Below are 24,908 nucleotides of genomic sequence, written 5' to 3'. Positions count from 1 at the left end.
TACGAAATCGTACGTGAGTCCGGGTTATCGGGTCATTTTATTTCTTATCGGTTCCAGGTTCATCCGCCGAAGCGGCAGCCTTCTGTTCCAGCGTTGGGACGGACGGGGTGCCGGCACCTCGGTTCGTCAGGCCTTTGACCAGCTTCTCCAGGTCGATGCCGCTGACATTTTTCAACATCTCCGGCGCTGTTGCCATCAGCGAGGTCACATAGTTGCTGACTCTCGCTGCGCCTTCCCCATGCCCGGTATCTACAACCGTCAGCTTGTCGATGCCTTTAATAGGCTCCGCGACCTTACCGGCAAGCTCCGGCAGCATCTTGACGATAATATCGAGCACCGCTGCTTCGCCGAACTTCTCGAACGCCTCAGCCAGCTTCTGCTTGGCTTCCGCTTCCGCAAGACCGCGCAGCCGGATAACCTCTGCCTCCGCCGTACCTTTGGCACGCTCCGCATCGGCAATAGCCAGACCTTCCAGCCGCTTCTGCTCGGCATTCGCCTTCGCTTCCGCTTCAATGCGATATTTCATCGCATCAGCCTCATAAATTCTTTTAGCTTTATCCGCCTCGGCTGCTTGCTCAACAGCGTAACGGTCAGCATCCGCCTTCTTTTTCACCTCGGAGTCATATTGCTTTTCGCGACGAAGAATTTCTTTTGTTTCCAGGTCGATCTCACGATCTTTACGAACAAGCTCAACCTTCATCTGCTCTTCCACCACGCTTTGCTTCGCGCGGGCTTCATGAATATGGTAAGCCTGATCCGCTTCCGCTCGGGCTGTATCCTGCTCCCGCTTAAACGAAGCGACCTTCAGCTCTTTTTCCTTGGACGCTTCAGCGATATTGGTATCTCTAACCAATTCGGCCTTCTGCCCCTCTTCCTCGGCTCTCGCCTTCTGAATCCGGGCATCACGAAGCGCTTCCGCTTCTGCAATTTCGGCGTCCCTCTTGACCGCTGCAATACGAGGTTTCCCCAAGGCATCCAGGTAGCCATGCTTGTCGCGCAGATCCTTAATCGTGAAGGAGACGATCTGCAGACCCATTTTTTTCAAATCCTTGGCCGCTACGCCCTGCACCTCTTGAGCGAATTTATCCCGGTTCCGGTATACCTCCTCCACCGTCATCGATCCGAGAATGGCACGCAGATGGCCTTCAAGCACCTCCTGCGCTTCGCCCTTCAACGCTTCCGTCGGTTTCCCCATAAACTGCTCGGCCGCTGTAGCGACGTCTTCTACAGAGCCTCCGATTTTAATAATAGCGACACCGTCGGCCATAACGGGAACCCCTTGCTCCGTATATACCTCCGGCGTAGACACATCCAGCTTGTGTGACAGCAGCGACAAAAACTGCGATTGCTGGAATATCGGCAAAATAAATGCGCCGCCTCCCCGGACAATTTTAATTTTACGCCCGGAGTCATCCGTCATCACGTTCTTGCTTCCAAGGAACGAACCCGTGACAATCATAGCTTCGTCCGGGCTTACCGTCTTGTAGCGGGCCCAGAACGCAAGACCGAGGACAATAATGACACCCACTACAATGGCAGGTATAACTAAAGGTTCTGGCATACGACATTTCTCCTTTATTCCAATTTATCTAAACGGGCTACGAGCAGCGTACCGTCCTTGACTTCTACAGTAACTACTTTCGTGCCTGTCTGGATTTCTTCCCCCTCATAGCTGGCGGCAATCTGGTTCGTGTTGCCCGCTCCCATACGAAGCATCACTTCTCCATATCCGACAGAAGGAATGGTGACGGATACCTCCGCAATTTTGCCAACGGTATCCTGAATGGAAAAGGCGACGGAATTTTCGCTGTTTTTCATCGGCTTAACATACAGAAAGTAAATGAGCACAGACAGAAGGACTGCACATACGGCGGAGCCTGCCAGCACCGCAGCCGTTCCCCAAACCGTGTACTTGGTCAGCAATATACCGGCGCCTCCCCATACGGTGAGCCCGCTAAAAATAACCATCGGTTGAAATGCATGCATATGGTGTGCCGACATGAAATCAAAGATCCCATCCAAAGCGCTTCCAAGCAAATCGCCAAGTACGACAGTAATGAGCGCAAACAGCACTCCGGTGATGAGAAACCCCCAATATATGGAAATCATGAGCATCCCCCTATTCGACATTTAGGTTAGCTTCATAAATTAATACGCTCTTAAGACAGGAAAAGTTTCAAATCATTTCCTTTTTTCTTTAAGCTCCTGCCACAGCTCGATAAAATGCTTTGCCCCCTGGGACAAATAATGATCCTTCAGCCATATAAAGTCCGATGAAGCGGTCCACGTCTCGTCCGCGATCCGGCAGATCCGGATGTCACTCCTTCTGTGCAACCGCAGAACCGCTTCGGGTAGAAGCGCACTACCGAAGCCGGAAGCGACCAGCTCGAGCAGCATGGCAATATCCGAGCATTCACATAAGATATGGGGCTCCAGTCCGCGGCGGGAGAGCTGATCCACAATCTGCTGATATAGGCCGAGACCATCCGTGCTTGGCAGGATTAATGGAGAACCGCCTATGTACTCGTAGCTGACCTCCTCTGGAGGCTGAGGTCCGCTTAGAGCCGTGACAAAATAAAACGGTTCCGATTGAAGATGAAGATAGCTGAAATCGCTCAAATCGACCGGAAAGCGGATAATGGCCAGCTCTATGGCCTTTTCCTTGACCAGCCTGCACAATTGCGCCGACTCATTTTGTTGTATTTTATAGGTCATTTCCGGATATCGCGCCTTGTATTCCACCAGAAGCCCGGGCAGCTCTTCCGAAGACAAGGTATTTACACCCAGCGCGAGCCTCCCTCTTAGACCTCTTCCGGTTTCCTTCACCTCCAGGCGGGTCTGGTCCATCATCTTCTCCATATTCAGCGCATGCTTATACAGAACTCTCCCCGCCTCCGTTAGCTCCAATCCGCGTGCATGCCTGACAACCAGCGTTACCCCTAGCTCCTCCTCCAGGTGCTTGAGCTGCTGGCTTAGCGGTGGCTGGGCCATATGCAGCTTTTTGGCGGCTGCTGAAATCTGCTTGTGTTCCGCTATGGCGATAAAATATCGCAGCTGCTTCATATCCATACGCTCTCCCCCGATTTCCATATATAAAATGTTATCTTAATGAATTTTATAAATATTTTTCATATACCTGTCCCCATGCTACCATAAGGCTAACCCGGTGCAAAGCGAGGTTAACCGCAATGAATCGATGTCTGCTCGTTATCATGATCCTTTTTTTATCAAGCTGCGAGAATTCTTCCTTACAGCAGCCTATACCGAGTCACGAGGAGAGTGTGGAATCTATGAAACCAACGGATCAGCAAACGGAACAACTAACGTCTTATGCCGAGCAAGGGAACAAATCAGGGGTTGAATTGCTGCTTAAGCAAGGGATCGATATCAACGGGCATGATACCTTAGGAAGAACGGCGGTTCTTGCTGCAGCCCACGGAAGGCAAACGGATCTTGTGCAATATCTGATCGAGCAGGGAGCCGATGTGAATATCCGCGACAACCGCAGTGACAACGTACTGCTGTATTCCGGAGCCGAAGGGCTTCTGGAGATCGTAAAGCTAGCTTTGTCCGCCCATGCCGATACAAGATTGACGAATCGCTACGGCGGTACCGCGCTGATTCCCGCCTCCGAGAGAGGCCATGTGGAAGTAGTCAACGAGCTGCTCGAGCATTCGGACATTCAAGTCAATCACATCAATAATTTGGGGTGGACTGCGCTTCTGGAGGCGGTTATTTTAAGTGACGGCGGACCAAAGCATCAACAAATCGTCCGCAAGCTGCTGGCGCATGGCGCTGACCCTTCCATTCCCGACCGTGACGGTGTTACCGCATTACAGCATGCACAAGCGCGCGGGTACAAAGAAATCGAACGGATGCTGATCGAAGCCGCCGCTAAATAATGATCCTGTTTTTCGAATACCATAGGGGGTATTAACAATATGGAATCTTATATGAATAAAGCTATTGAGCTTGCCTACCGTAACACATTACACCAAGGAGGAAAGCCCTTCGGGGCCGTTATCGTCAAGAACGGAGAAATCATTGCTACCGGGGTGAACGAGGTTCTCTCCACAAATGATCCAACCGCACATGCCGAGATGCAGGCTATCCGCCAAGCCAGCCGGGTATTGAACAGCCCGCAGCTTACGGATTGTGAAATCTATGCTTCCGGACAGCCTTGCCCCATGTGTCTTGCGGCGATTTATTGGTCAGGTGCCAAAGCCGTATATTATGCCTACACCGAAGAGGATGCCGCAGCGATTGGACTCAGCACCAGGCATGTTTACCAGCAGCTGTCGCTCCCCATGGAGCAGCAGACACTTCCCATTACAAGAATCGCACCTATGACAGAGCGTAACCCGATGCAGCTTTATAAGCAGAGAAACAACTTGTAGCTATTACAGTCGGCGTGGGAGAATTAGAACGTCTCTACGTGAAGGTACTGTTCGAAAAATGTCCGTGTTGCCGCAGACAAACGCCGGTTTTTCAATAAGGCGATGCCGATTTTGCGCTCCGGTATTCGTTCCTTCAGCTTGATCTCCGCCAGCTTTCCCGCTTCAAGCTCTGCCTGAACGAACTGCTTTGTAACGAAGGAGATGCCTAGGCCAGCTTTGGCAAATTCAATGAGGAGGTCGACGCTGGCCAGCTCGATTTCCGGTTCTATCGCGACCCCGTGGGCTTGACCAAAGTCCTGAATAAACCGGCGCGAGCTGCTGTTCCTGGAGAATAAAATGAGCGGATACGCGGTTAACTCGGTTAAGGATAGCTCTTGCTGCGCCAGTGGAAAATATCGGGGTCCGGCAACGAAGCAATCCTGTACCGTGATCGTTTCAAATACTTTCAAGCTGCTGTCCTCCACCGGCATGCGGACAATGCCAAAATCAATTCTGCCCTCCTTTACGTGCTGAATAATTTCCGGCGTCGTTCCATGCACCAGATCAAGCCGGATTTGCGGGAAATCGTTACAGAATCGGCCAAGGGACGGCAGCAAAAAATATTTGCACAGCGAATCGCTGCTTCCAAGCCGCAGCTCGCCCCTCGTTAAATTGTTGAACTCCGCAATCTGGCGTTCCCCGCTCTCAATGAATTGAAACGCCTGCTCCACCTGCGCGAATAACAGCTGTCCTTCCTCGGACAGACGCACTCCCTTCGCTCCCCTGTAAAACAAGGTGACGGCAAGCTCCGTCTCCAGCTGCTTGATGGCGTGACTTACGCTGGGCTGCGTAATGTACAGCCGCTCGGCGGCGCGCGATAAATTCTGCTCCTTGGCAGTCCAATAGAAGGCACGGTACAGCTCCAAATTCGCGATCATGCTATTACTCCCATCTATACTTGATATGTATAATATCGATTTCATATATACCTCTGCCCTCCATTATAATCATAGAAGAGCACGACTTCTACTTTAAAGGAGGATGTTACACGAATGACCTTAATCCAACAGAGCATTCAGCAGAAAGCGATTAACACCATCAGAACGCTTGCCATCGATGCCATCGACAAAGCCAATTCCGGCCATCCCGGCATGCCGATGGGGTCAGCCCCCATGGCATACGAGCTTTGGACAAATTTTATGAAGCATAACCCCGGCAATCCGCAATGGATCAACCGCGACCGCTTCGTGCTGTCGGCGGGACACGGCTCCATGCTGCTGTACAGCCTGCTTCATCTCTTCGGCTATGATCTCCCTCTTGAAGAATTGAAAAACTTCCGCCAATGGGGCAGCCTGACTCCAGGTCATCCGGAGTACGGGCATACCGCAGGCGTCGACGCGACAACCGGCCCTCTGGGACAAGGGGTAGCCATGGCTGTAGGCATGGCTATGGCCGAGGCCCATTTGGCCGCAGCCTATAACCGCGAAGGCTTCGACATTATCAATCATTACACCTATGCGATTTGCGGCGACGGAGATATGATGGAAGGCATCTCTGGAGAAGCGGCTTCCCTTGCCGGTCACTTGCAGCTGGGCAAGCTAATCGTATTCTATGACTCCAACGATATTTCTCTGGACGGTGATCTTAGCCTCTCCTTCTCCGAGGACATCCAGCAGCGCTTTAGCAGCTATCGCTGGCATGTTCAGCGGGTTGAGGACGGTAACGACCTCGAGGCTATCCATAAAGCCATCTCCGCTGCGCAGGCTGACCCTCGTCCGTCCCTGATCGAGGTTAAAACCGTGATCGGCTACGGCAGCCCTAACAAGAGCGGCAAAGCGGGTGAGCATGGTTCACACGGCGCGCCGCTGGGCAAGGACGAAACCGCGTTAACCAAACAATTCTACGGATGGCCAAGTGAGCCTGACTTCTACATTCCGGAGGAGGTCAAAGAGCATTTTGCCCGCTTCCAGCAGGAAGGCGCTGCGCATGAAGCAGCTTGGAAAGCCAAGTATGAAGAGTATCGTCAAGCGTTCCCTGAGCTGGCAGGACAGTTCGATACAGCCGTCAGCGGACAGCTGCCCGAAGGCTGGGATGCGGCCTTGCCATTATACTCGACAAGTGATAAGGCTATTGCTACCCGCTCCGCCTCCGAGAATGCATTGAACGGACTCGCCAAGAACGTTCCTTACCTTCTAGGCGGTTCAGCTGATCTCGAGACCTCGACCAAGACGAATATCAAATGCTCGGGCCGAATGACCCGCGACGATTACAGCCAACGCAATATTTTCTTCGGCGTACGGGAATTCGCCATGGGGGCTGCATTGAACGGTATGCTTCTCCACCAAGGCGTTCGTGCCTTCGCGGCGACCTTCTTCGTATTCTCCGACTACCTGCGTCCGGCCATTCGCCTTGCTTCCATCATGAAGCTGCCAGCCATTTATGTATTTACGCATGACAGCATAGCTGTTGGAGAGGACGGCCCTACTCATGAGCCTATCGAGCAGCTGACCGCCCTGCGATGCATCCCGGGCATCACGGTTCTGCGTCCGGCAGATGCTAATGAAACGAGCCTGGCATGGAAATATGCGTTGCAAAATCAATCGGGACCGGTTGCGTTAATCCTGACTCGCCAAGCGCTGCCTATACTCGCCAACACCTCAACCCTGGGTGCGGAAGGCTTAAAGCGGGGAGCCTACGTCATCTCCGATGCTGCGAACGGCAAGCCTCAGGCACAAATCATAGCAACAGGCTCCGAAGTGCAGCTGGCGATCGGAGCGCAAGAGAAGCTTGCAGAGCAAGGAATCCACGTCCGCGTCATCAGTATGCCTAGCTGGGAGCTGTTCAACAAGCAGCCTCAAGACTACAAGGATTCGGTCATTTTGCCGGATGTCGAGGCCAGACTGTCGGTGGAAATGGCATCCCCTCAAGGCTGGCATCAATATGTCGGCATCAAAGGCGATATTATGGGCATAGACCGTTTCGGCGCATCCGCCCCTGCCTCTCTGGTTATGAAAGAATACGGGTTTACCGTGGACCACGTTGTCGCACGCGTTAAAGCGCTTCTGGGATAACTGTAAATGCATCATATTAAGCAAATAAGCCGAGGTTCCTCGTAAGGAGGAATCGTCGGCTTTTTTCTTATCTGACTTATTTTCTTTTGAGAGCAAGCATCTGGTACACTTCCCGCGAATCACCCTTCAGCACCTTCTGTGCGGTATTCATTTGGCTTGAACCGTCTCCGTCCAGGAATATGCCATCCACGAGGCGGTGCTTTCCGATTTTCTCCACGATTGCCGTACGGAACTGCTCGACCGTGCAGGGCTTGTCCGTAACGATAAGCCACAGGTTTTGCCTGTCATCATATACCGCGCCTGACCGGAGCCGCGGCTCGTCAAACGCGGGCATATCTTCCGCCAGCGCTTGGTGTACCCACTGGTCGTCATGGCCGAGAGACATGCTGACTCCTCCCTGCGCCCAGTAATGCTGCCTGTCCGTCACTTTAATCTGATGGGCGTCCTGTACCACTTGAACCGAGAATTGACGGGTAATCTCGTCCCATATTAAGGTCCCTTTAGGATAATCAATGTTATACCAGCCGGAGCCATAATCGTCCTGCTCGCCTTTTAGGGGCTGATCGTTGATGACCGCAATGCTGAGCAAATCCCCGTTCCAAAAAAATCCGCCGTTAATCCCGAAGTCCGGCGTCACAGATACATTCGATGTGATCGGCTTTAGCACGATGTTGTCCGGAACCGTTTGGATCGAATACAATTTCACTCCGTTGGATGCCACCGTTTCCTGGTAGGTATAGTGCTGTCGCAATGGAAAAGTAGAAGACGGCTGCATAACGGAATAGATGACCGCGATCAAATTGCCTAGCAAAAAAGCGGCGGCCAGCATGGGATAATGCGACCTGGCCGGCCAACCGGCGACCTTTCTCAGCATATGTGCTACCATACGATGGCTCCTCCGTCATTCCAGTTTCATAGAATCAACAAGCTATGCTCTATTCTATGAAACTTCCAACGCATTCATGCTAGGATTCGGCGACAACGCCTTTTTTCAAAATTAGGTTTGCGTACAATGCGCGCTCTCCCGTCGCAATCACTGCGTACGCCTGCTTGGCCCGTTCGTAAAAAGCAAAGCGCTCCACCTGCTTAAGCTCTCCTGCTTGAGGATCATGCTTAGCTATCAAGGCTCTGTATTCATCCCAAATGACGGGGACAACCGGATCACCGGGAACTACCTCCATCAACGCGACGGCATGGTCAGCATAAGTATCGAGCGGAAAAAATGTCAATATCGCGTCCAATAGCTCTGGAATCGCGTGTCCGTCGCAGCGGATTAAACGCTGAGCGTGGCTTGCCGCCGGAAAATTGCCGTCGGCCAATACAATCTCGTCGCCATGACCCATTTCCATAAGAACCTTTAACAAATCCGGGGACAAAATGGAAGGAATTCCTTTTAACATCGTAAACTTCCTCTCTATTCGGACTGATTCTTATCTATCCTAAACGGACGCAGAAGAAATTGTCAATACGTACCAAAACTCGCCACATGCCATTGGATAGTCGGAAATATGAGTTGAATAATAACAAAAAGCGGTGAAACCATATTAGAATCAACAGATGGAAAAGGAGCCCTTTATATGGATTTATTCACCGGGAAGCTGCTATGGCCGGATACGCTGCCCCAACCTCCTCAATATCCCTCTCTGGAAGAGGATATTACCTGTGATGTGCTGATCATTGGAGGCGGTGTGGCCGGCGCACTTTGCGGCTATTATTTAATGAAGCAAGGAGTGAACGCAGTCCTTGTGGACAAGCGATCCATAGGGGCAGGCACGACGGCGGCCAATTCCGGCATTCTTCAATGCAGCAACGACAAATCGTTGACATCCTGTATCCATTCCTTTGGCGAACAGAACGGCGTCAGATTCTATCAATTGTGCAGAGATGCCGTGAATGAGTTAGGTAGAATCTGCGCAGAGCTGGATCTCGATGCGGAATACCTTAAAAGAAGCTGTCTCTATGTCGCATCCCAAGAGAATGATCTGGCGTCCTTGCGCAAAGAATATGAACTGTTGCATCGGTACGGCTTTTCCGTAAGCTACTGGGAAGAGGAACAGATCTCCCGCTCCTTCTCTTTCCATAAGCCCGGGGCTATCTATAGTGAAGGCGATGCCGTCTTCAACCCTTACAAATTGGCTAACGGATTGATTGAGATCTTATCCAGGAAATTCGGGCTGCGAGTGTATACGGATACGGAAATTAGAAGCCATGTCGCCTATGAGAACCATCTCGTCTTTCATACCAGAACGCGCAGAACCATTACGGCAGCCAAAGCGGTGATTGCAACCGGTTATGAAGCACAGATGATGAAACGGAATCCGAATGCCATGTTGGAAAGCACGTTTGCTGTCGCTACACAGAGATTAAAAGCTTTCCCGGGATGGTACGAGCAATGTCTCATCTGGGAAACCGCCCGGCCTTATCTATACATAAGAACAACTGCCGATAACCGGATCATTATTGGAGGAATGGACGAAGCCACTGCCAACGCGCAAGAAAGAGATGCCATGCTCCTGCGCAAAAAAGAACTGCTGCTGGCCGAAACGATAAAGCTTTTTCCTGAATTGGGCCGTCTCCAAGCGGAGTATTCTTGGTCCGCCACCTTCGGGTCCACACATGACGGGCTCCCCTTAATAGGGACCCAGGAGGAGTTCCCGCATTGTTACTTTGCTCTGGGATACGGCGGCAACGGAACGGTCTACTGCACGATCGCCGGACAAATCATCAGCTCCTTGATAGCCTCAGGCAGCCATCCGGATGCTCATTTGTTCCGTTTTGACCGGCCCTCCAGGCAGTTATCGTATTCTTAAGAAACTTTTCAGGTAAGTTTCATGTTCGGCCTTCCAGTTTAAGATATAATGGATTTATCTGAAAAAGGAGGACAAGGGAATGAATGCCAATCTGCCGTCTGCGGCTATAGAAAAAGTAAAATTCTTTTATCAATTTATTCGTACCCCCAGAACTATCGGCAGTGTAACTCCAAGCTCACGATTTTTGACTAACAAAATGATTGATAACGTGCCTTGGAGTGAAGTAGGCAGCGTAGCCGAGCTTGGCTGCGGAACCGGAGTCATCACGCGCGCAATCCATGAAGCAATGAAACCGGGGACGAAGGCAATACTTTTCGAAAAAGATCCTTATTTGCACAAGCAGCTCGCGTTTCAATATCCTGTTTCGAGCACGTATTTCGATGCCCTGAGCTTGTCCAAATCTATTCGTCAAGAAGGGCTGGAGCAAGTCGATTGCATCATTAGCGGCTTACCGTTCGCCAATTTTCAGCCTGCTTTCCGCGAAGCATTAATGGAGCAGATTTATCAATCGTTACAACCAAACGGCTATTTCATCGCTTTTCAATATTCATTGCAAATGAAAAAGCAGCTGCAAGCGTATTTTGATATTTTGTCGATTCAGTTCGTGCTATTGAATGTTCCTCCCGCTTTCGTCTATGTGTGCCAAAAAAGGAGCTACTGACTTGGCAGACTTACTCTTGATCGGTTACTATAAAAGTGTAATCTACATACGTCTGATCGTAATCGACAAGCGAGGTGTTTCCCTAAATGGAGGAAGTTATTATCGTCGGGGCCGGCCCTTGTGGCTTATCAGCGGCTATTGAGCTGCAGAAAATCGGCATCAACCCGCTCATCATTGAGAAAAATTGCATCGCCCATTCCATAAGCTTATATCCTACTTATATGCATTTTTTCAGCACGCCGGAGCTCCTGGAGATCGGCGGCATTCCATTTACAACGCCCAATGAGAAGCCTTCCCGTCTGGAGGCGTTGAACTATTACCGCAATGCGGCTTTGCGCAGCCAGGTCAGGGTTCAGTCTTATCATTCGGTTGATGCCGTTCGCAGACAGGATGACGGAACCTTCCAGCTATCGGTAAGCGACCGTTTCGGCAACTCCTCCACGGCTCCGGCACGTTATGTGATCGTCGCTACAGGATACTTTGATCACCCGAACCTGCTGGGCATTCCGGGAGAAGAGAAGGAGAAGGTCACTCACTACTATCGCGAAGCCCACCCGTACAGCTGTACGAAGGTTGCTATTATCGGCGGCAATAATTCCGCCATCGATGCGGCTATGGATCTTCTGCGGGTAGGAGCCGAGGTGACGGTGGTTTATAGAGGCGAAGAATACTCTCCCAATATTAAGCCATGGGTGCGCCCGATATTCGAGAGCATGGTGAACAAAGGTAAAATCCGCATGATGTTCCGTTCCCAGGTCGTTCGGATCGAAGACCGGCATATTACCATTAACGAGAATGGTTCTGAAAGGCAGCTTGACAATGATTTTGTCCTTGCGCTGACCGGATTCCGTCCCGATCGGTCCATGCTGACCGAAGCGGGTGTCAAACTCAACGACGAACGAACGGCGCCTCGCTATAATCCGGATACCATGGAAACCACCGTCAAGGGCTTATACATAGCAGGCGTTGCCGCTTCCGGCAATGACGCTAACGAGGTGTTCATTGAGAGCGGCCGTCTTCATGGCGGCATGATCGCCCGTCATATCGCTTCACAAGCTTTACTGGATACTTAAACTGTACGACAGATGACATTGAGAAAACGGTCCTATCAGCCTAGCTGTCAGGGCCGTTTCTTTTTTTAGAAAAGAGTCCAAGCGGGCTTTGACCACAAAAAAAACTGCCCCTTCATCCTAACGATGATTCGGGACAGTTCTATTCTTTATATTTCGGTTAAAAGACAGTCACTTCTGCATAGTTAAAAAATAAGCTCTTTTTCCCTCTGGGTTAACCTTCTCCCTGCAATGTCCACCACGAGCTTGCCGCCGGATAATCCCCAAATGCGGGATCCGAACTTCTCGGCCAGCTCCAATTGATGAAGACTGCAGAAAACCAGGACCTTATCCTTCCGGCAAATATCCTGCAGGTCCTCCAGCACCTTGATGGCGGCTTCCGGATCCAGACCGGAGACCGGCTCATCGGCATAAATGACCTTGGCCCCGCGAATCAATGCTTTGGCAATTGCAACCCGCTGCTTCTCGCCGCCGCTAAGCTTTTCTACAGGCTCATGAGCCTTATCCAGCAAGCCGACCTTGTCCAAATAATCCATCGCCGTCATATGATCGTCATTGGATGTCGTTCCGGTCAGAATGCGCCACCAGGCCTTGTGTAAAAACAAACCGCTCAGCACATTTTTCAGTGCGGACTTCCGCGGGTTGAGGTTAGGCTTCTCTTCCAAATAGGCCCAATCCTTGCGAAGCTTCAGCTGCTCCAAACCGCGCACACCGGATATATCTTTGCCTTGGTAAATGTATTGGCCTTCGTCCCATTTCATCTTCAGGGACAGGCAGCGAAACAGCGTCGATTTGCCGCTGCCGCTGGCACCGACCAAGGCAATAAGCTCGCCTTCGTCCGCTTGGAAGCTGATCTTTGATAATATTTGATGATCCGGCGGAAATGATTTCGATAAATTGCGTACAATAATCATCCGATCGCTTCTCCTTCTCCCACCTTAATCCAATCGCTGCCTCTAGTATAACCTATATTGATCCTTCAACACACCGCTTATTTATCATCTAAAGGATAGAAGATGACATCCACAGGGAAAGCGGAGCCCGCTGCAGGCGTAAATTCAATATCCAAAGACGGCTCTGTTCCGTCCGTACGCGCCAATATGGTATATCCTTGGTAATCCATCATGACGCCTGATGGCGGCGTTTGGATAATTTTCCCATTCACCTCGAACGGACCTTTGAACACGCCGCCGCGCGGCAGCAGCAGAACGGACATTTTGCGCGGATTATCGATATGAATTTTGTATACGACTCCGTAGTTGCCGAGATTCAAGGAATCATGCTTTCTGAAAAAATCGTCGCCTGTTACGAATGGATCCGATGTGCCGTCTCCGATAGTCAAGCTCGAAGGCTTCTTGAATGATTTGGCATCTACGTTCCATGTAACGTCGGAGCCGTTGAAGGTCCCGCGGACATTGCCTGTGTAATCGAGACGGTCGAACATGCCGATAGAGCTCAAGTCCGCTCCTGCATCCATCGCTACAAAAGAGAAATATACTTCCCCATCGGTTTCTACATCATAAATGACGTTCATCCCTTGACCCGGGAAGAACTCCGGCATTTTTTTATAATATACGGTTTGATAAGGCCCTACAGTCAGCGTTTCCGGTTTGTCACCATTATCCTGCAAAAATTCGATGGACGCTTCATTACCGATCAAGTTGGCGTAAATGGATGGATACACTTCGCCGGAGCGTGTCGTCGTGATCTTAACCGTTTTATCCGGATTCGGGTTGCGGACAACTATAGCGAATTGTACCTTTTCGTTCATTCCGTTAACATGGTCAGCATATAATCTTGCCTTGCCGTTCACCTTTTCCTGATATAAAAATCCTTTCTCGGTAAAGGTCTCCGGGCTATCGCTTACGATAAGCGGACGGTCCTTGGATAAAGAAGCCACGTTAGGCAAAGTTGGAATGTCCCGCAAATATTTGCGCAGCGTCGCTTCCTCATCCTTGACGAAGGTTCCTACAGGCTCGTGGTACACTTTATATTCGAACGGGTCGAGATAAGGCTCATTGATGATCTCTACATTGCGGCTAAACACTTCGCTCTCCGTTCCTTTACTATCTGTGACTTGAAGCGAAACCTTGAATAAACCGGGTTCAAAAATCGCCTCGGCATTCCCGGTCCAGTTCACACTTGTAATCGCATCGCCGTCGGGATCATAGCTTGTATTGGAATAAATAATCGGCTCTCCCAGACGGTACTTGTCCTTATTAACTGAAAACTGGGCGATAGGCTTGGTATTCGGCATCGTATCATTGTGAAAGGATCCGTTACCCGGCATTTGAATGTATAACAGATCGATTCGTTTCAGATCCTCGTTCACCGAAGCCTTAAAACCGATATGCTTTTCCAGCCAGGACATGGAAATATATAAGCGGTCATTGATCAGGGAAGCCGACTTCTCAAAGCTTTCCGTGATGCCATTGACTTTCAATTGTTTGGCGGGGAGCTGAAACTCCGCAAAAGCGGAAGGCGTTGTCAGCTGCACACTTTGGCTTGCTTCCTGCCATTGTACGTTAACTCCAAACAACGAAGGAAGACTGACTGCCGGAAGATAGGCTTGTCCTCTCACTTCCAATACCGGTGCCTCCAGCTTCAAGGGAGTGCCGTTCCGATAGGCTTCATCCTTTCCTATATACAACAAGGACGATACGCTTCCGGGCACTGCTTTTGCTTCAGCCGTATCCGGCGCTGCCCAAGCAGCCGGCGCAGCCGCTAGCAAGGATGCGGCCGTTATAGTGAAAGCGGTCCATACTACACACCATTTTTTTGCAAACCACATGCTGTTTTAGAACTCCTTTGATATAAAATTGATAAGAACGGAAATTATTTGGCATTTACCGGATACAGCACGAGATCCACAGGAAGCTGCGAATTTCCGGCAGACATCCATTCGATATCCAGCTGCTTCTCCGAACCAGCGGTACGATACAGCAATAAGCCTTCATTAGAGGTCAATCCTCCTGCCGGAAACGGTACAACCTTGCCATTCACGCGTACTGCCCCTTGAACGAAGCCGTTTCGCGGATGAAGGGCTACGGCCATATGAGCCGCCTGATCCAAATGTATGCGATAGCGAACGCCGGTATTGCCATTATTCGGAATCGCATCTTTAGTCATTGCGTTCGTTCCCTTCAGTGCCGGTTCCAAAGCCGCTTCTCCTATGCCAAAGGTTGTGATATCCTTGACAGCACCGGCGTCGATCTGCCAGGTAACCTCCGATACCGGGAAGGTTCCGCTTTCCTTCTCTGCCGCTACCTGATAGCTTCCGAGAATATAGGCCGTATCGCCAGGCTTCATCATCACGTACGAAACGCTTATTTCACCGTCCGTCGTGATATCATACATGCCCTGGAATACTTGACCCGGATCCAGGTCCTTGCTCATCGTGTAATACGCGGTCGCTCCCGCCTCTACAACAAGCTCCTCATCCAGCTCCTTCGAGCTTAAGAAGTCTTCGGCGGTTTTGTTGGATCTGACCTCGCCATAGACGGTAGGGTTCGGCTCCGATTTGCGTGTCGTTGTCATATGTACGGCTTTCTCTCCGTTGTTCCGCAGCACGATGGCAAAGCGGGCCGTACGGTCCATTCCGTTCGTGAACTGCGGATATAATCTAGCCGCACCATTCACCTTATCCTGGTATAAAAATCCGTATTGGGTAACCGGCTTGTCGCTTCTCCCCTTGATCAGCACGCGGTCCTCAGGCTGACGCACCAATACCGGCACCTTACGTTCGGTTGGCAACTCACTGCTTAACAATCTTTTGCCTGCCTGGAATACGGTTCCGCTCTCCTTGTAATAATAAGGAAACACCTCGCGGTCCAGATAAGGGACATCCTCTACGGTTACCGAACGTGTGAAGGGCTCGCTGACATTCCCCTTGCCGTCCTTGACCCTTAGCGTAACGGGATAAGTACCGGGCTTGTAAAAGGCTTCCTTGTTCCCTTCCCATTCATATACCGGCAGTCCTTCTGCATCCGGATCATAGCTCAAGTCAACATAGTCGATTTTCTCTCCCAACCGGTAAGACGACTTGCCGAGGGCGAACAGAGCAATCGGCTTTGAGTTAGGCTGCGCGTCATCCTTCCTCAATTCGGATTCTTTATAGGCAGTTGGCGGTGTTCCTATGAAGCTGATGTCGGCGCTCTGCATATCCGATGCTAATTCGTAGCTGATATTGGTATATGGTGCGATCCATGACAGCTGAACGAGCAGCCTATCGTTGCGGATTTCAGCCGCTGAAGCAAATTCCTCCGGTTTCCCGTTCACCTGAATGATGCCATTGTTAGAATCAAACTCAATAAATGCCTTTGGTGTAACCAATCCGACTTTATTCGTGTCGGCATCCCAATGGAGCTTCAGTTGAAGCTTCTCGGCAAGCCACCTCACAGGAACGTAAAAACGATCCTGAATAACCGTCGCCGGTTCTTCGAGTACTTCCTTTTGTCCATTGACAACGATCTCGGTTTTCTCCGGAACAAGCTGAATGTGCTGCTGATAAACCGAGACGGCTCCTGCCGATGTGGGCAGCATAAATCCTACGGCAGCAACCGTACTTAGCAATGCTCCTGCTTTGAACGATGAAGTAAGATGACGAAGCATGAATCAATAACTCCTTTTTATGTACCGTAATAAAAATTAATGCTATGAATAATTAATATAACTTATTTTTTTCCTCCGATAAACAGCCGGACTACTCTTTCGGCTGCATCTGCGGCCAATCGAGCCGCTTCTCCCATTGCCTGCTCCAGCGCCATCGGTTTATCTACCATGGAAAATACGCTAGTAACGCCGCTATGGTACAAAACCTCAATTCCTTCGCCGATAGCTCCTGCTATCAACACACAAGGCACTCCTTGACGTTGGGCCGTTTTGGCCACTCCATAAGGAGTTTTTCCACGTTCGGTTTGAAAGTCGCACTGGCCTTCACCGGAAATCACCAGGCCGGCGCCTTTCAAGTGCTTCTCCAGTTGAGCCGCCTCAATGACAATTTCCACTCCCGGCTTCAGCTCTGCATTCAGGAATGCGACGGCTCCGCCTCCCATCCCTCCTGCTGCTCCTGCTCCGGGAAGCTGTTTGATATCGGCTCCTATATCCCGGCGAACCATATCGGCATATTGGTTCAAGCAGCTATCTAACTGCTGCACCATCTCCGGTGTAGCTCCCTTTTGCGGGCCGAACACCGCGCTAGCTCCCTGAGGGCCGCATAACGGATTATCCACATCGCATGCCACGATAAATCGACTTTCCCCGATGCGCGAATCCATCGAAGAAGCATCTATCGAATCCAAATCAGCCAATGCAGCCCCGCCCAAGCCTATTGGTTCTCCTGCTTTGTTCAGCAGCCTGGCTCCCAAGGCTTGTGCCATGCCGGCTCCGCCGTCATTGGTTGCGCTCCCGCCAAGGCCAATAATGAAGGATCTGCAGCCCTGGTCGAGCGCATGGCGAATCAGCCCACCCATACCATACGTAGAAGCGAGCAGCGGGTTTCTTTTTTCCTTATCAATCAAATAGAGACCGGAAGCCTCCGCAACTTCAATCACGGCGGTTACTCCGTCCCCCAAAATGCCGTACATCGCGTTAACGTCATCCCCTAAAGGACCTTGCACGCGTACGGTATGCAGGGTTCCTCCAGTAGCATCCACCAGGCTGCGCACCGTTCCTTCGCCGCCGTCGGCCATCGGCACCTTAATGATTTCAGCGTCCGCCAGCACGCGGCGTATGCCTTGCTCCATTGCATCACAGGCTTCTTTCGCTGACAAGCTTCCTTTATATGAATCCGGAGCCAAAACAATTTTCATTGCTGCGCCCCCTTTCCTTCGGTCTAATTGGCATATCCTTATTATGCCATGCGGCAAAACGGTGCGTCCATACCAAGCGCCAAATCTCTTCGGCAGAAAGAGGAACGCTGATTCGAGACGAAGTCTGCATAGCCTGCCGTCTGAAGCCCGGGAATGGTTGTTATCAGCTACTAAATGGCATGATCCTCCCATAGATTGCCGTACGATGCTTCATTATGATAGGGATAGAGCTTATTATCAGGATATAAAGGTAAGGTGATATCATGAACTTGTCTCAATTGCGACAAAAGTTCTCTCAAGCCGACCCCCGCTATGGACCGGTTCCCTTCTGGTGGTGGAGCGCCGAGGAAGTGACCGAGGAGAGGGTGCGCTGGCAAATGCGCAAGTTCCGCGAAGGAGGGCTGCGGAACATCGGCATCATCAATCTGGCCCCTACAGGCCCGCAATATGGATCGGTCAGCGATCGCCCCGCGTTTGCAAGCGAGGATTGGTGGCGTATGTTCGAGGTCGCGCTGCGGGAAGCGGAGCGGCTCGGCATGTACCTGTGGTTTTATGACCAAATCGGCTTCTCCGGCTCGAATATGCCCGCTCGAATTGTTACGGAGCGTCCGGAGACAGCCGGGTACCAGTTAAGAAGATTTGCGCCTGGCGAAGAAATCCCTCCATTCTCGGACATTTTGCATGAAAATAAGGATTATGTGTACGCGGCGGTTCGGCAAGGCTTTAATTGGCTCGACCCAACGGCTGCATCGGAGCTTATCGACCGGGTCCATGGGGAGATGGAACGGCGGTTTCCTCACGATCTCGGAAGGACCATCGCAGGAAGCTTCCAGGATGAACTGCCTCCTATGCCGTTATGGACGCCTGAGCTTGCCGATCTTTACAAGGAACGGTTTGGCGAAGAGCTTGAGCCGCTTCTGCCTGCTCTATTCGACTCTCTCCCCGGCTACGCACAGGTCCGCCGTCGTGTCTACCGTCTTGCTGCGGAGCTTGCGGAGCAATCGTTCTTTATTCCATTAGGCGAATGGCACCGTGAGCGTGGAATGCTGCTATGCTGCGACCAGGCAGGCCCGGCAAGAAGAGCCGATCCCCATGGGGCTCAACGGCTTTACTTGGATTATTTTCGGACGCACCGCTGGTATAACGCCCCTGGAAGCGATATGGACGGCGAGATCAAGCCACATTCGTCGATGGTTCATCTGCATGGCGGCTCAAGAGTCTTCTTGGAAGCGTTCCATTCGAGCGGCTGGGGCGGAACGCTGGAAGAAACGATGCATTGGCTGATTCCGTGGCTTCAAGCAGGTGCAACCGTCTACAGCCCTCATTCGATCTACTACAGCACAAGAGGCGGGTGGTGGGAATGGGCGCCCCCAGACACCGGATGGAGGCAGCCGTACTTCGAGCATTATCCTGTCTTCGCCGATACGATAAGCCGCTTATGCTTTATGCTGAGCGAAGGAACGCATGTTTGCGACATCGCAGTCCATTATCCGTCTTATGCGGTTTGCGGACATTTATCCTTGGCCGACGGGAAGAAGCATAATGAGCACCCAATGGGAATAGCCAACCGGGACCCGAATGAAGAGGTAACCCGGATTCAAACTATATACAAACATATTGCCGGCGGATGGAGCCGTCGGGATTACCGTCAACCGGGCGCGCTGCGTAAAGCAAAGCTCGATTTCGATATTGCCGATGATAGCGCGCTGCAAAAGGCCGTTCCGAAGGGACCGAATCTGCATATTGCCGATGAACAATTTGCCGTATTGCTGTTATGCGGAACGACGTTAATGGACGAAGCGGCACGCTCCCGAGTTCAAGCCTGGCTGCAGGAAGGCGGGCTTGTTATCGGCGTTGGAGTGCCGGAAGCGGAACGGGATTTGGCCGGAGCCGTCTATGTTGACACGGCGGAGGAGGCAGCCGGGCTGATCGAGACGCGTATCCCAAGCCGGGTGAAAGGTCCCGGGGAATCGCTGCACCGCCGAACGGATGATGCGGAGCTGTTCCTCCTTCTGCCGGAAAATGGGTCCCTTCTGGCGATGCATCAACCGGCCAGCCCGAATACCCAAGGTCCGGAATCGGCCGTATACCGGCTTCGAACGAACAGAGTGCCTCAGCTGTGGGACCCTGTCACAGGTGCTATGACGCCCCTAGAATATCAAAGAGAAGGCGAATGGATCGAGTTGACGGTGCCTTTTTACTCATGGCCCGCAGCGCTTATCGTTTGTGTGGAGCCGGATGCTGCGGATCAGCTACTAGACGTGGCTCCTCCTATATTGATTTCTTCTTCCGCCCCCTTCCCTGCCGCTGTCTTCAACAAAAGCGGGCAGACCGACTACAGGGTGCTTCCCGATAACAGCTGGCTGATCCGCGTGGAACCAACACTGGATAACCGGTATGGAGATTTCGATTTGCACGGCAGCGGAAGCGGGCTTGTACCAGTTGAGCGACGCAGTATGCGCATGAGCTTGGAAAAGGAAGCAGCCGATGGAATAAGCTCTGGTTGGCATTTGCCCGGCTTGGATGATGACGGTTGGACGACCAGGCTGTGGAGCGAGGCCGCATATTGGCTAATATGCCGAGGGGAAGAGTTTCGGGAGGAACAGTCAAGTCATAAGGTCTACAGCACCGTCTTTGGTGATCTGTCCATGCGGTCCTGGGCCGGGCGGATGGGTCGTGTTCCGCGCCGTTTTCTGAATTTGGGTGAGCTTGCCAAGGGGGAATTCGTTTGTGCCAGAACCTACGTTATGGCTCCTTCGGCTGGCCGATACTGGATCCGCACGGAAAGCAATTCGAATATTTCCGGCACTGTCAACGGCAAGACGATTGATTGGAGCGGCGGCCCGGAGGAGCAAACCGCGTGGATCGAGCTGCGTGAAGGCCCCAATGAGCTGCTGCTCAAAGCACAAGCTATCGGTAAAGGCCTATTGAGAGCGGCGGTTGAAGTGAACGAATCCGCCCGCGCTCCTCTACCCAAATGGCTGTTCACACGGAATCCGAATCTGGAGTCCAGCCTTTCGAAACAGATCTATTGCAGTGATGACAATCCCGTACAGCGTGTCCGGCTTGTGTTTGCCGCGCGCGGTCGCGCGTCCTTGCTCGTAAATGGTGTTAGAGTGACCGAGCACGGCGATTTTAATCCGTATATTCGGCAAGGCCAGGAAGAAGTCGATATTACCGGATGGTGGCGTAACGGGACAAATGAAGTTCGCTTTGAATTGCCTGAAGGCAAAGGAGAGGTTTTTGCTGACGGTGTGATTGAACTTCTCAACGGAGAGACGATGAGCTTCTTCACTGGAGAGGATTGGACGGATGAGCAAGGCAATGCGCCAGGTATACATCATTTCTCTGTCCTTCAGTTCGCGGAGACGGAGTCACTGTGGATCACCCCAAGACCGCATCCGCTACCAGGGGTGGGATGGCTGATGCCTGAATCCGTACCAGATAATCCCCCCCTCCCGTTTATCGCGGATCCGGATTATATTGGCCGTACAGTGTGGCTGCGTTTCCCTCTTCCTGTCGGTGCAAGAAGAATGCAGCTCGAATGTACGGGAGAGCCGCAAGTCTGGATTCATGGGACAGAGTATCACGTTCGTGATGGGTACGTGGAGTTCCCTCCTCAACCGGCCGGAGCCGTGGCCACTATCCGAATCACGCCGACAGGCCCCGCTGCAGAAGCGGCTGTTCTGCTGGCTCCGATAAGGTTTGAAACGGTTCCTGCACAAGGAAGGCTGGGCGATTGGCGGACCGCTCTTTGTCTGCCTCATCACAGCGGAGCGGTTGAATATGAGACTATCGTCGATACGGAAGCGCTCCAAGGCGCTGAGCTGGACTTGGGACACGTACGGGGCACGGCGGAAGCCTGGATAGACGGGCAGTCCTTAGGAGTCCGCCTCTGGAGACCTTACCTTTTCAAGCTGCCTTCATTGCCTAAGGGACAGCATCGGCTTCGTCTGCGTGTTACTAACACGCTCGGCACCCACTACGAAATCGGCAGGCCCACCAGCTTGGTCGGCGGCAACCCCGATGTGATGTACTGGAACCGGGACCGCACGGAGGAAGAGCTTGGCTGGCAGGAATGGTTCCCGAGCGGGGGTCTGTACGGCCCTGTTCGTATCGTGAAGCATCGGTAGGATATGATATAGGACGAACCGAAAGACGACCGTTCCGAGGATGGAATGGTCGTCTTTCGGATTCGTTCAAGTGTGCTGAACCGTTTCATTGCATATCGATTTTGTCAAAATGTAAATTTATACCATTTTTCTCGAACTTACTCTCGTATTTCCTGCAAATAAACCGGCCTGTTTTCGGCCATGGAGCGGTAAGCAGCAAACACGGTTTGCAGGGTGATCAAGTTATCTTCGATGCTGTTTTCCGGCTGCCGGTCTTCTTCAATGGCTCTCATCAATTCCCCCATGGTTCCCATGAACGCATGAGGAAACCATCGGCCTTCCAGCTGCGGCGCATACATGCAGCCCCGCTGCAGCTTGTTGCTATACAACGCTAGGGTATCGCCTCGTCCCGATGGGTAATTGTACAAAGCCCCGTTCGTCCCTTTAACAACTCCCTCGGTTCCTTCAAATCGAAATGTGGCGTACCAATCGTCCTGGGGCATTCCGTTATTGTGACTATCGTGGATTAAACCGCGGGCCTCACCAGGAAACTTAAGATGGATCATGGTGCGGGTTTCCCCGCGATACGGTTGGCCAGGAAATCGTGCTCCGTCCGCATATACATATTCCGGCTGAAGGCCCAGCACATAGCGTGCAGAATCCAAATAATGAATGCTGTGATACATGATTTCGAGCGTATCTATTTGGGTAAGCCAAGGCCAGTTCTCCCATGGGGTATGCACGTTGACCTGAATGGATGCTTGAAGCGGCTCCCCAATCCATCCGCGCTTTACGATGGAACGGCTTGCCTGAATACCCGGAGACCACCGCATCTGTTGGTTGATAGCCGCCTTAATACCCGAAGCGGCGCATACGTCAACTAAAGCCTGCGCTTCCTTATAGCTTTCAGCCAGCGGCTTCTGGCAAAGGATATGCTTGCCGTGACGGGCTGCTTGCCTGGCAATGTCCGGTTGAAACCGGGCGGGCACCGCAATATCGACGATCTGCACCTCCGGATGTTGGAGAAGCTCTTCCAGCGTTGAAAATACGATCGTGTCAGGATCGTTTCGGACGGCCGATTCTGCTTTGTCCCTATCCTTATCATAGATGCCTACTACCCGAAACCCGGCCATCCTATAAGCCGGTAAGTGGGCTTGAACAACGATTTCGCCCGCGCCTACAATGCCAATCCCTCTGCTCAAGTCCTTTGGCAGTCCAGGCTTATAGTCGATTTCTAAATAACCTTCGTTCTCTTCTTGCGGGTCCATGTAATCTCCCTCCAATCTATAGCAATCAGCAATAGCCGGCCCGGGCTAAAATGGAATCGACCTGCTCCGCCGCACGACCCAAAGCCTCCGGCACCGGAACCCGAAGGTGTAGCGCGTCATCGACCATTTGGGACAGCACCTCGTTAATGGCCGGATACTCTGGAATCGGGAGCGGACTTTTGACGTTGCGGTGCACGGTCTCCATCTGCTCATAATATGGAAACTGCTTTTGCACCTCCTGATCGCGCCAGGTAGACAGACGCGTGCCGTTTCCGCCGCACAAGGAAGTCATTTTATCCATCTTGGCCGATGCTGTTTCCTTAATGAATTGGTACGCCATCTGCCTGTTTTTACTGCCGGCGGCTATTGCAAGCACCCAATAAATATTCAGCGACATATGCACGCCCAGCGGTCCGTCCCCCCGAGGGATAAGACCTGTACGGACCTTGCCTGCGATCTTGGACATCCCCGGCATTTCTGCGACGGCGGCGAAACCCGCCCAGTTCCACATCATAGCGACCCCGCCTTGTGCAAAGCAGTTCCCGCTGCGGACGCTATCCATATCCAATGCTTCTTGGGGGACTACCTGATGCCTGTGGATCAGATCAACCAGGAATTGCAGGGCTTCCTGACCGGCACTACGGTGAAAAGCCGCTTTCCAATCCCCGGTCACCAGCTCCCCGCCCCGGCTCCATAAGTGGATCAAGAAATCATACACATTATTATGCCCGTCAGGAAACGAAGCGGTTAAAGCACCGTACATCCCCTCATCCGGGCGCGTAAAATATTGGGCGACATTTACAAACTGGCTCCATGTCTCGGGCACTTGAAGAGGATAGCCGTAGTGCTTGGCAAACTGCTCCTGCTCCGACGGATCGCTGAACAAATCGCTGCGATAGATCAGCATCTCCGGGCCGTCATGGTACGCGATGCCGTATAGGCTGCCGTCCTTGCCGCTTTGAAGCTCCCTCATGCTGGGAGACCATGCATCCGGCCAGCCTTCCGGAGGATCCTCCTTAATATACTCGTCAAGAGGAAGGAGAAGGCCCTTTTGAATAGCTTCGGGAAGCCAGTCCGTGACGCACAGAAACAGATCATAGTCTCCAGAAGCAGCCTCCTCACCGCTAATCATACGGTCATAGAGACGATGAATTTCTTCAAACTCCCGGTCTACCCGCCAGCCGGTCAGCTTCTCAAAATGCTCGGCCTGTACGGCAAATGAGGCTTCAAAGCCCTCAAACTCACGCGAGATGAGCTTCAAGCGATTCGGTATCATGCTTCGGCACCCTCACGCTTTCTCACCATCAGCAAATGATCGCATACCAGAACCGTATCCCCATGCTGGTTGAACGCCTCACAGCGCTCGCTGACGATTCCATATTCACTTCGTCTGGGATGATCCTTCTTCTCATTCACGGTCACTCGAACCCGAATTGTATCCCCTATAAACACCGGTTTAATAAACCGAAGACGATCATATCCATAGGAGAACGCTTCGGGATTCACTTCTCCGGCCGTCATCCCTACCGCTACGCTAAAAATAAGTGTCCCGTGCGCGATTCTTTGTCCAAAGTCCTGCTGTTTGCACCATTCGGCATCCATATGATGAGGATAGAAATCACCCGTCTGTCCTGCATGCATCACAATATCTGTTTCCGTTATCGTTCTGCCGAACGACTCCCTTACCGTGCCGGTTTCATAATCTTCGTAAAACAAAGAACGGATCATTC

Annotated in this window: 20 protein-coding genes; 7 read left to right on the top strand and 13 right to left on the bottom strand. The window is 51.9% G+C overall.

The window, feature by feature from the left end:
* Positions 1 to 37: 37 nt before the first annotated feature.
* From GGC63_RS06920 to GGC63_RS06910, 3 genes are all read right to left on the bottom strand, one after another.
* On the bottom strand, positions 38 to 1,561 hold the full coding sequence (locus GGC63_RS06920) for a flotillin family protein (protein WP_192701666.1): 1,524 nt from the start codon (positions 1,559 to 1,561) through the stop codon (positions 38 to 40).
* A 14-nt stretch (positions 1,562 to 1,575) separates the two neighbouring features.
* Positions 1,576 to 2,109: an NfeD family protein gene (locus tag GGC63_RS06915; protein WP_192701665.1), complete on the bottom strand. Its 534-nt coding sequence runs from the start codon at positions 2,107 to 2,109 to the stop codon at positions 1,576 to 1,578.
* Positions 2,110 to 2,181: 72 nt separating this feature from the next.
* Positions 2,182 to 3,063 carry a LysR family transcriptional regulator gene (locus tag GGC63_RS06910; RefSeq protein WP_318780995.1) on the bottom strand — a complete coding sequence of 294 codons (882 nt, stop codon included), beginning with the start codon at positions 3,061 to 3,063 and terminating at the stop codon, positions 2,182 to 2,184.
* 227 nt (positions 3,064 to 3,290) lie between these two features.
* On the opposite strand from GGC63_RS06910, the gene GGC63_RS06905 reads away from it, so the two are divergent.
* Positions 3,291 to 3,902 carry an ankyrin repeat domain-containing protein gene (locus tag GGC63_RS06905; protein ID WP_225948005.1) on the top strand — a complete coding sequence of 204 codons (612 nt, stop codon included), beginning with the start codon at positions 3,291 to 3,293 and terminating at the stop codon, positions 3,900 to 3,902.
* A gap of 39 nt (positions 3,903 to 3,941) precedes the next feature.
* Positions 3,942 to 4,397: a nucleoside deaminase gene (locus tag GGC63_RS06900; RefSeq protein WP_192701662.1), complete on the top strand. Its 456-nt coding sequence runs from the start codon at positions 3,942 to 3,944 to the stop codon at positions 4,395 to 4,397.
* A 23-nt stretch (positions 4,398 to 4,420) separates the two neighbouring features.
* On the opposite strand, the gene GGC63_RS06895 is transcribed toward GGC63_RS06900, so the two are convergent.
* A complete protein-coding gene (locus GGC63_RS06895; RefSeq protein WP_144027773.1) occupies positions 4,421 to 5,314 on the bottom strand; it encodes a LysR family transcriptional regulator in 894 nt (297 codons plus the stop codon).
* Positions 5,315 to 5,428: 114 nt separating this feature from the next.
* On the opposite strand from GGC63_RS06895, the gene tkt reads away from it, so the two are divergent.
* Positions 5,429 to 7,447: a transketolase gene (tkt, locus tag GGC63_RS06890; RefSeq protein WP_192701661.1), complete on the top strand. Its 2,019-nt coding sequence runs from the start codon at positions 5,429 to 5,431 to the stop codon at positions 7,445 to 7,447.
* A 76-nt stretch (positions 7,448 to 7,523) separates the two neighbouring features.
* On the opposite strand, the gene GGC63_RS06885 is transcribed toward tkt, so the two are convergent.
* Both GGC63_RS06885 and fucU read right to left on the bottom strand, forming a co-directional pair.
* Positions 7,524 to 8,333: a hypothetical protein gene (locus GGC63_RS06885; RefSeq protein ID WP_144027772.1), complete on the bottom strand. Its 810-nt coding sequence runs from the start codon at positions 8,331 to 8,333 to the stop codon at positions 7,524 to 7,526.
* A 79-nt stretch (positions 8,334 to 8,412) separates the two neighbouring features.
* Complete coding sequence (gene fucU, locus GGC63_RS06880) at positions 8,413 to 8,847, bottom strand: L-fucose mutarotase (protein ID WP_079909263.1); 435 nt, start codon at positions 8,845 to 8,847, stop codon at positions 8,413 to 8,415.
* 177 nt (positions 8,848 to 9,024) lie between these two features.
* On the opposite strand from fucU, the gene GGC63_RS06875 reads away from it, so the two are divergent.
* The 3 genes from GGC63_RS06875 (at position 9,025) to GGC63_RS06865 (ending at position 11,991) form a co-directional block, all read left to right on the top strand.
* The gene (locus GGC63_RS06875; RefSeq protein ID WP_192701660.1) at positions 9,025 to 10,257 is read left to right on the top strand and encodes an NAD(P)/FAD-dependent oxidoreductase; all 1,233 of its coding nucleotides are present in this window, start codon (positions 9,025 to 9,027) and stop codon (positions 10,255 to 10,257) included.
* Positions 10,258 to 10,336: 79 nt separating this feature from the next.
* Positions 10,337 to 10,918 carry a class I SAM-dependent methyltransferase gene (locus tag GGC63_RS06870; protein ID WP_192701659.1) on the top strand — a complete coding sequence of 194 codons (582 nt, stop codon included), beginning with the start codon at positions 10,337 to 10,339 and terminating at the stop codon, positions 10,916 to 10,918.
* A gap of 86 nt (positions 10,919 to 11,004) precedes the next feature.
* Positions 11,005 to 11,991, top strand: a complete 987-nt coding sequence (locus GGC63_RS06865) for a YpdA family putative bacillithiol disulfide reductase (protein WP_192701658.1) — start codon at positions 11,005 to 11,007, stop codon at positions 11,989 to 11,991.
* A gap of 182 nt (positions 11,992 to 12,173) precedes the next feature.
* Here GGC63_RS06865 and GGC63_RS06860 read toward each other — a convergent pair whose 3' ends face one another.
* From GGC63_RS06860 to GGC63_RS06845, 4 genes are all read right to left on the bottom strand, one after another.
* A complete protein-coding gene (locus GGC63_RS06860) occupies positions 12,174 to 12,902 on the bottom strand; it encodes a phosphonate ABC transporter ATP-binding protein (RefSeq protein ID WP_192701657.1) in 729 nt (242 codons plus the stop codon).
* Positions 12,903 to 12,979: 77 nt separating this feature from the next.
* Positions 12,980 to 14,779 (bottom strand): stalk domain-containing protein, encoded by a 1,800-nt coding sequence (locus tag GGC63_RS06855; RefSeq protein WP_192701656.1) that lies wholly within the window; start codon positions 14,777 to 14,779, stop codon positions 12,980 to 12,982.
* Positions 14,780 to 14,823: 44 nt separating this feature from the next.
* Positions 14,824 to 16,599: a stalk domain-containing protein gene (locus tag GGC63_RS06850; protein ID WP_192701655.1), complete on the bottom strand. Its 1,776-nt coding sequence runs from the start codon at positions 16,597 to 16,599 to the stop codon at positions 14,824 to 14,826.
* Between the two features lie 62 nt (positions 16,600 to 16,661).
* Positions 16,662 to 17,798 (bottom strand): glycerate kinase, encoded by a 1,137-nt coding sequence (locus tag GGC63_RS06845; RefSeq protein WP_192701654.1) that lies wholly within the window; start codon positions 17,796 to 17,798, stop codon positions 16,662 to 16,664.
* Positions 17,799 to 18,061: 263 nt separating this feature from the next.
* On the opposite strand from GGC63_RS06845, the gene GGC63_RS06840 reads away from it, so the two are divergent.
* Positions 18,062 to 21,931 (top strand): hypothetical protein, encoded by a 3,870-nt coding sequence (locus tag GGC63_RS06840; protein ID WP_225948004.1) that lies wholly within the window; start codon positions 18,062 to 18,064, stop codon positions 21,929 to 21,931.
* A 137-nt stretch (positions 21,932 to 22,068) separates the two neighbouring features.
* On the opposite strand, the gene GGC63_RS06835 is transcribed toward GGC63_RS06840, so the two are convergent.
* Genes GGC63_RS06835 through GGC63_RS06825 form a run of 3 tightly spaced genes read right to left on the bottom strand, consistent with a single transcriptional unit; the run spans position 22,069 to position 24,906 of the window.
* Positions 22,069 to 23,178: a Gfo/Idh/MocA family protein gene (locus tag GGC63_RS06835; protein WP_192701652.1), complete on the bottom strand. Its 1,110-nt coding sequence runs from the start codon at positions 23,176 to 23,178 to the stop codon at positions 22,069 to 22,071.
* 25 nt (positions 23,179 to 23,203) lie between these two features.
* Complete coding sequence (locus GGC63_RS06830) at positions 23,204 to 24,454, bottom strand: extracellular solute-binding protein (RefSeq protein WP_192701651.1); 1,251 nt, start codon at positions 24,452 to 24,454, stop codon at positions 23,204 to 23,206.
* The gene (locus GGC63_RS06825; protein WP_192701650.1) at positions 24,451 to 24,906 is read right to left on the bottom strand and encodes a MaoC family dehydratase; all 456 of its coding nucleotides are present in this window, start codon (positions 24,904 to 24,906) and stop codon (positions 24,451 to 24,453) included. The genes GGC63_RS06830 and GGC63_RS06825 overlap by 4 nt, the downstream gene beginning before the upstream one ends.
* Positions 24,907 to 24,908 lie beyond the last annotated feature (2 nt).

This window comes from Paenibacillus sp. OAS669, assembly GCF_014873645.1.
Lineage (GTDB): Bacteria > Bacillota > Bacilli > Paenibacillales > NBRC-103111 > Paenibacillus_S > Paenibacillus_S vulneris.
This window is presented reverse-complemented; position numbering and strand designations above follow the sequence as displayed.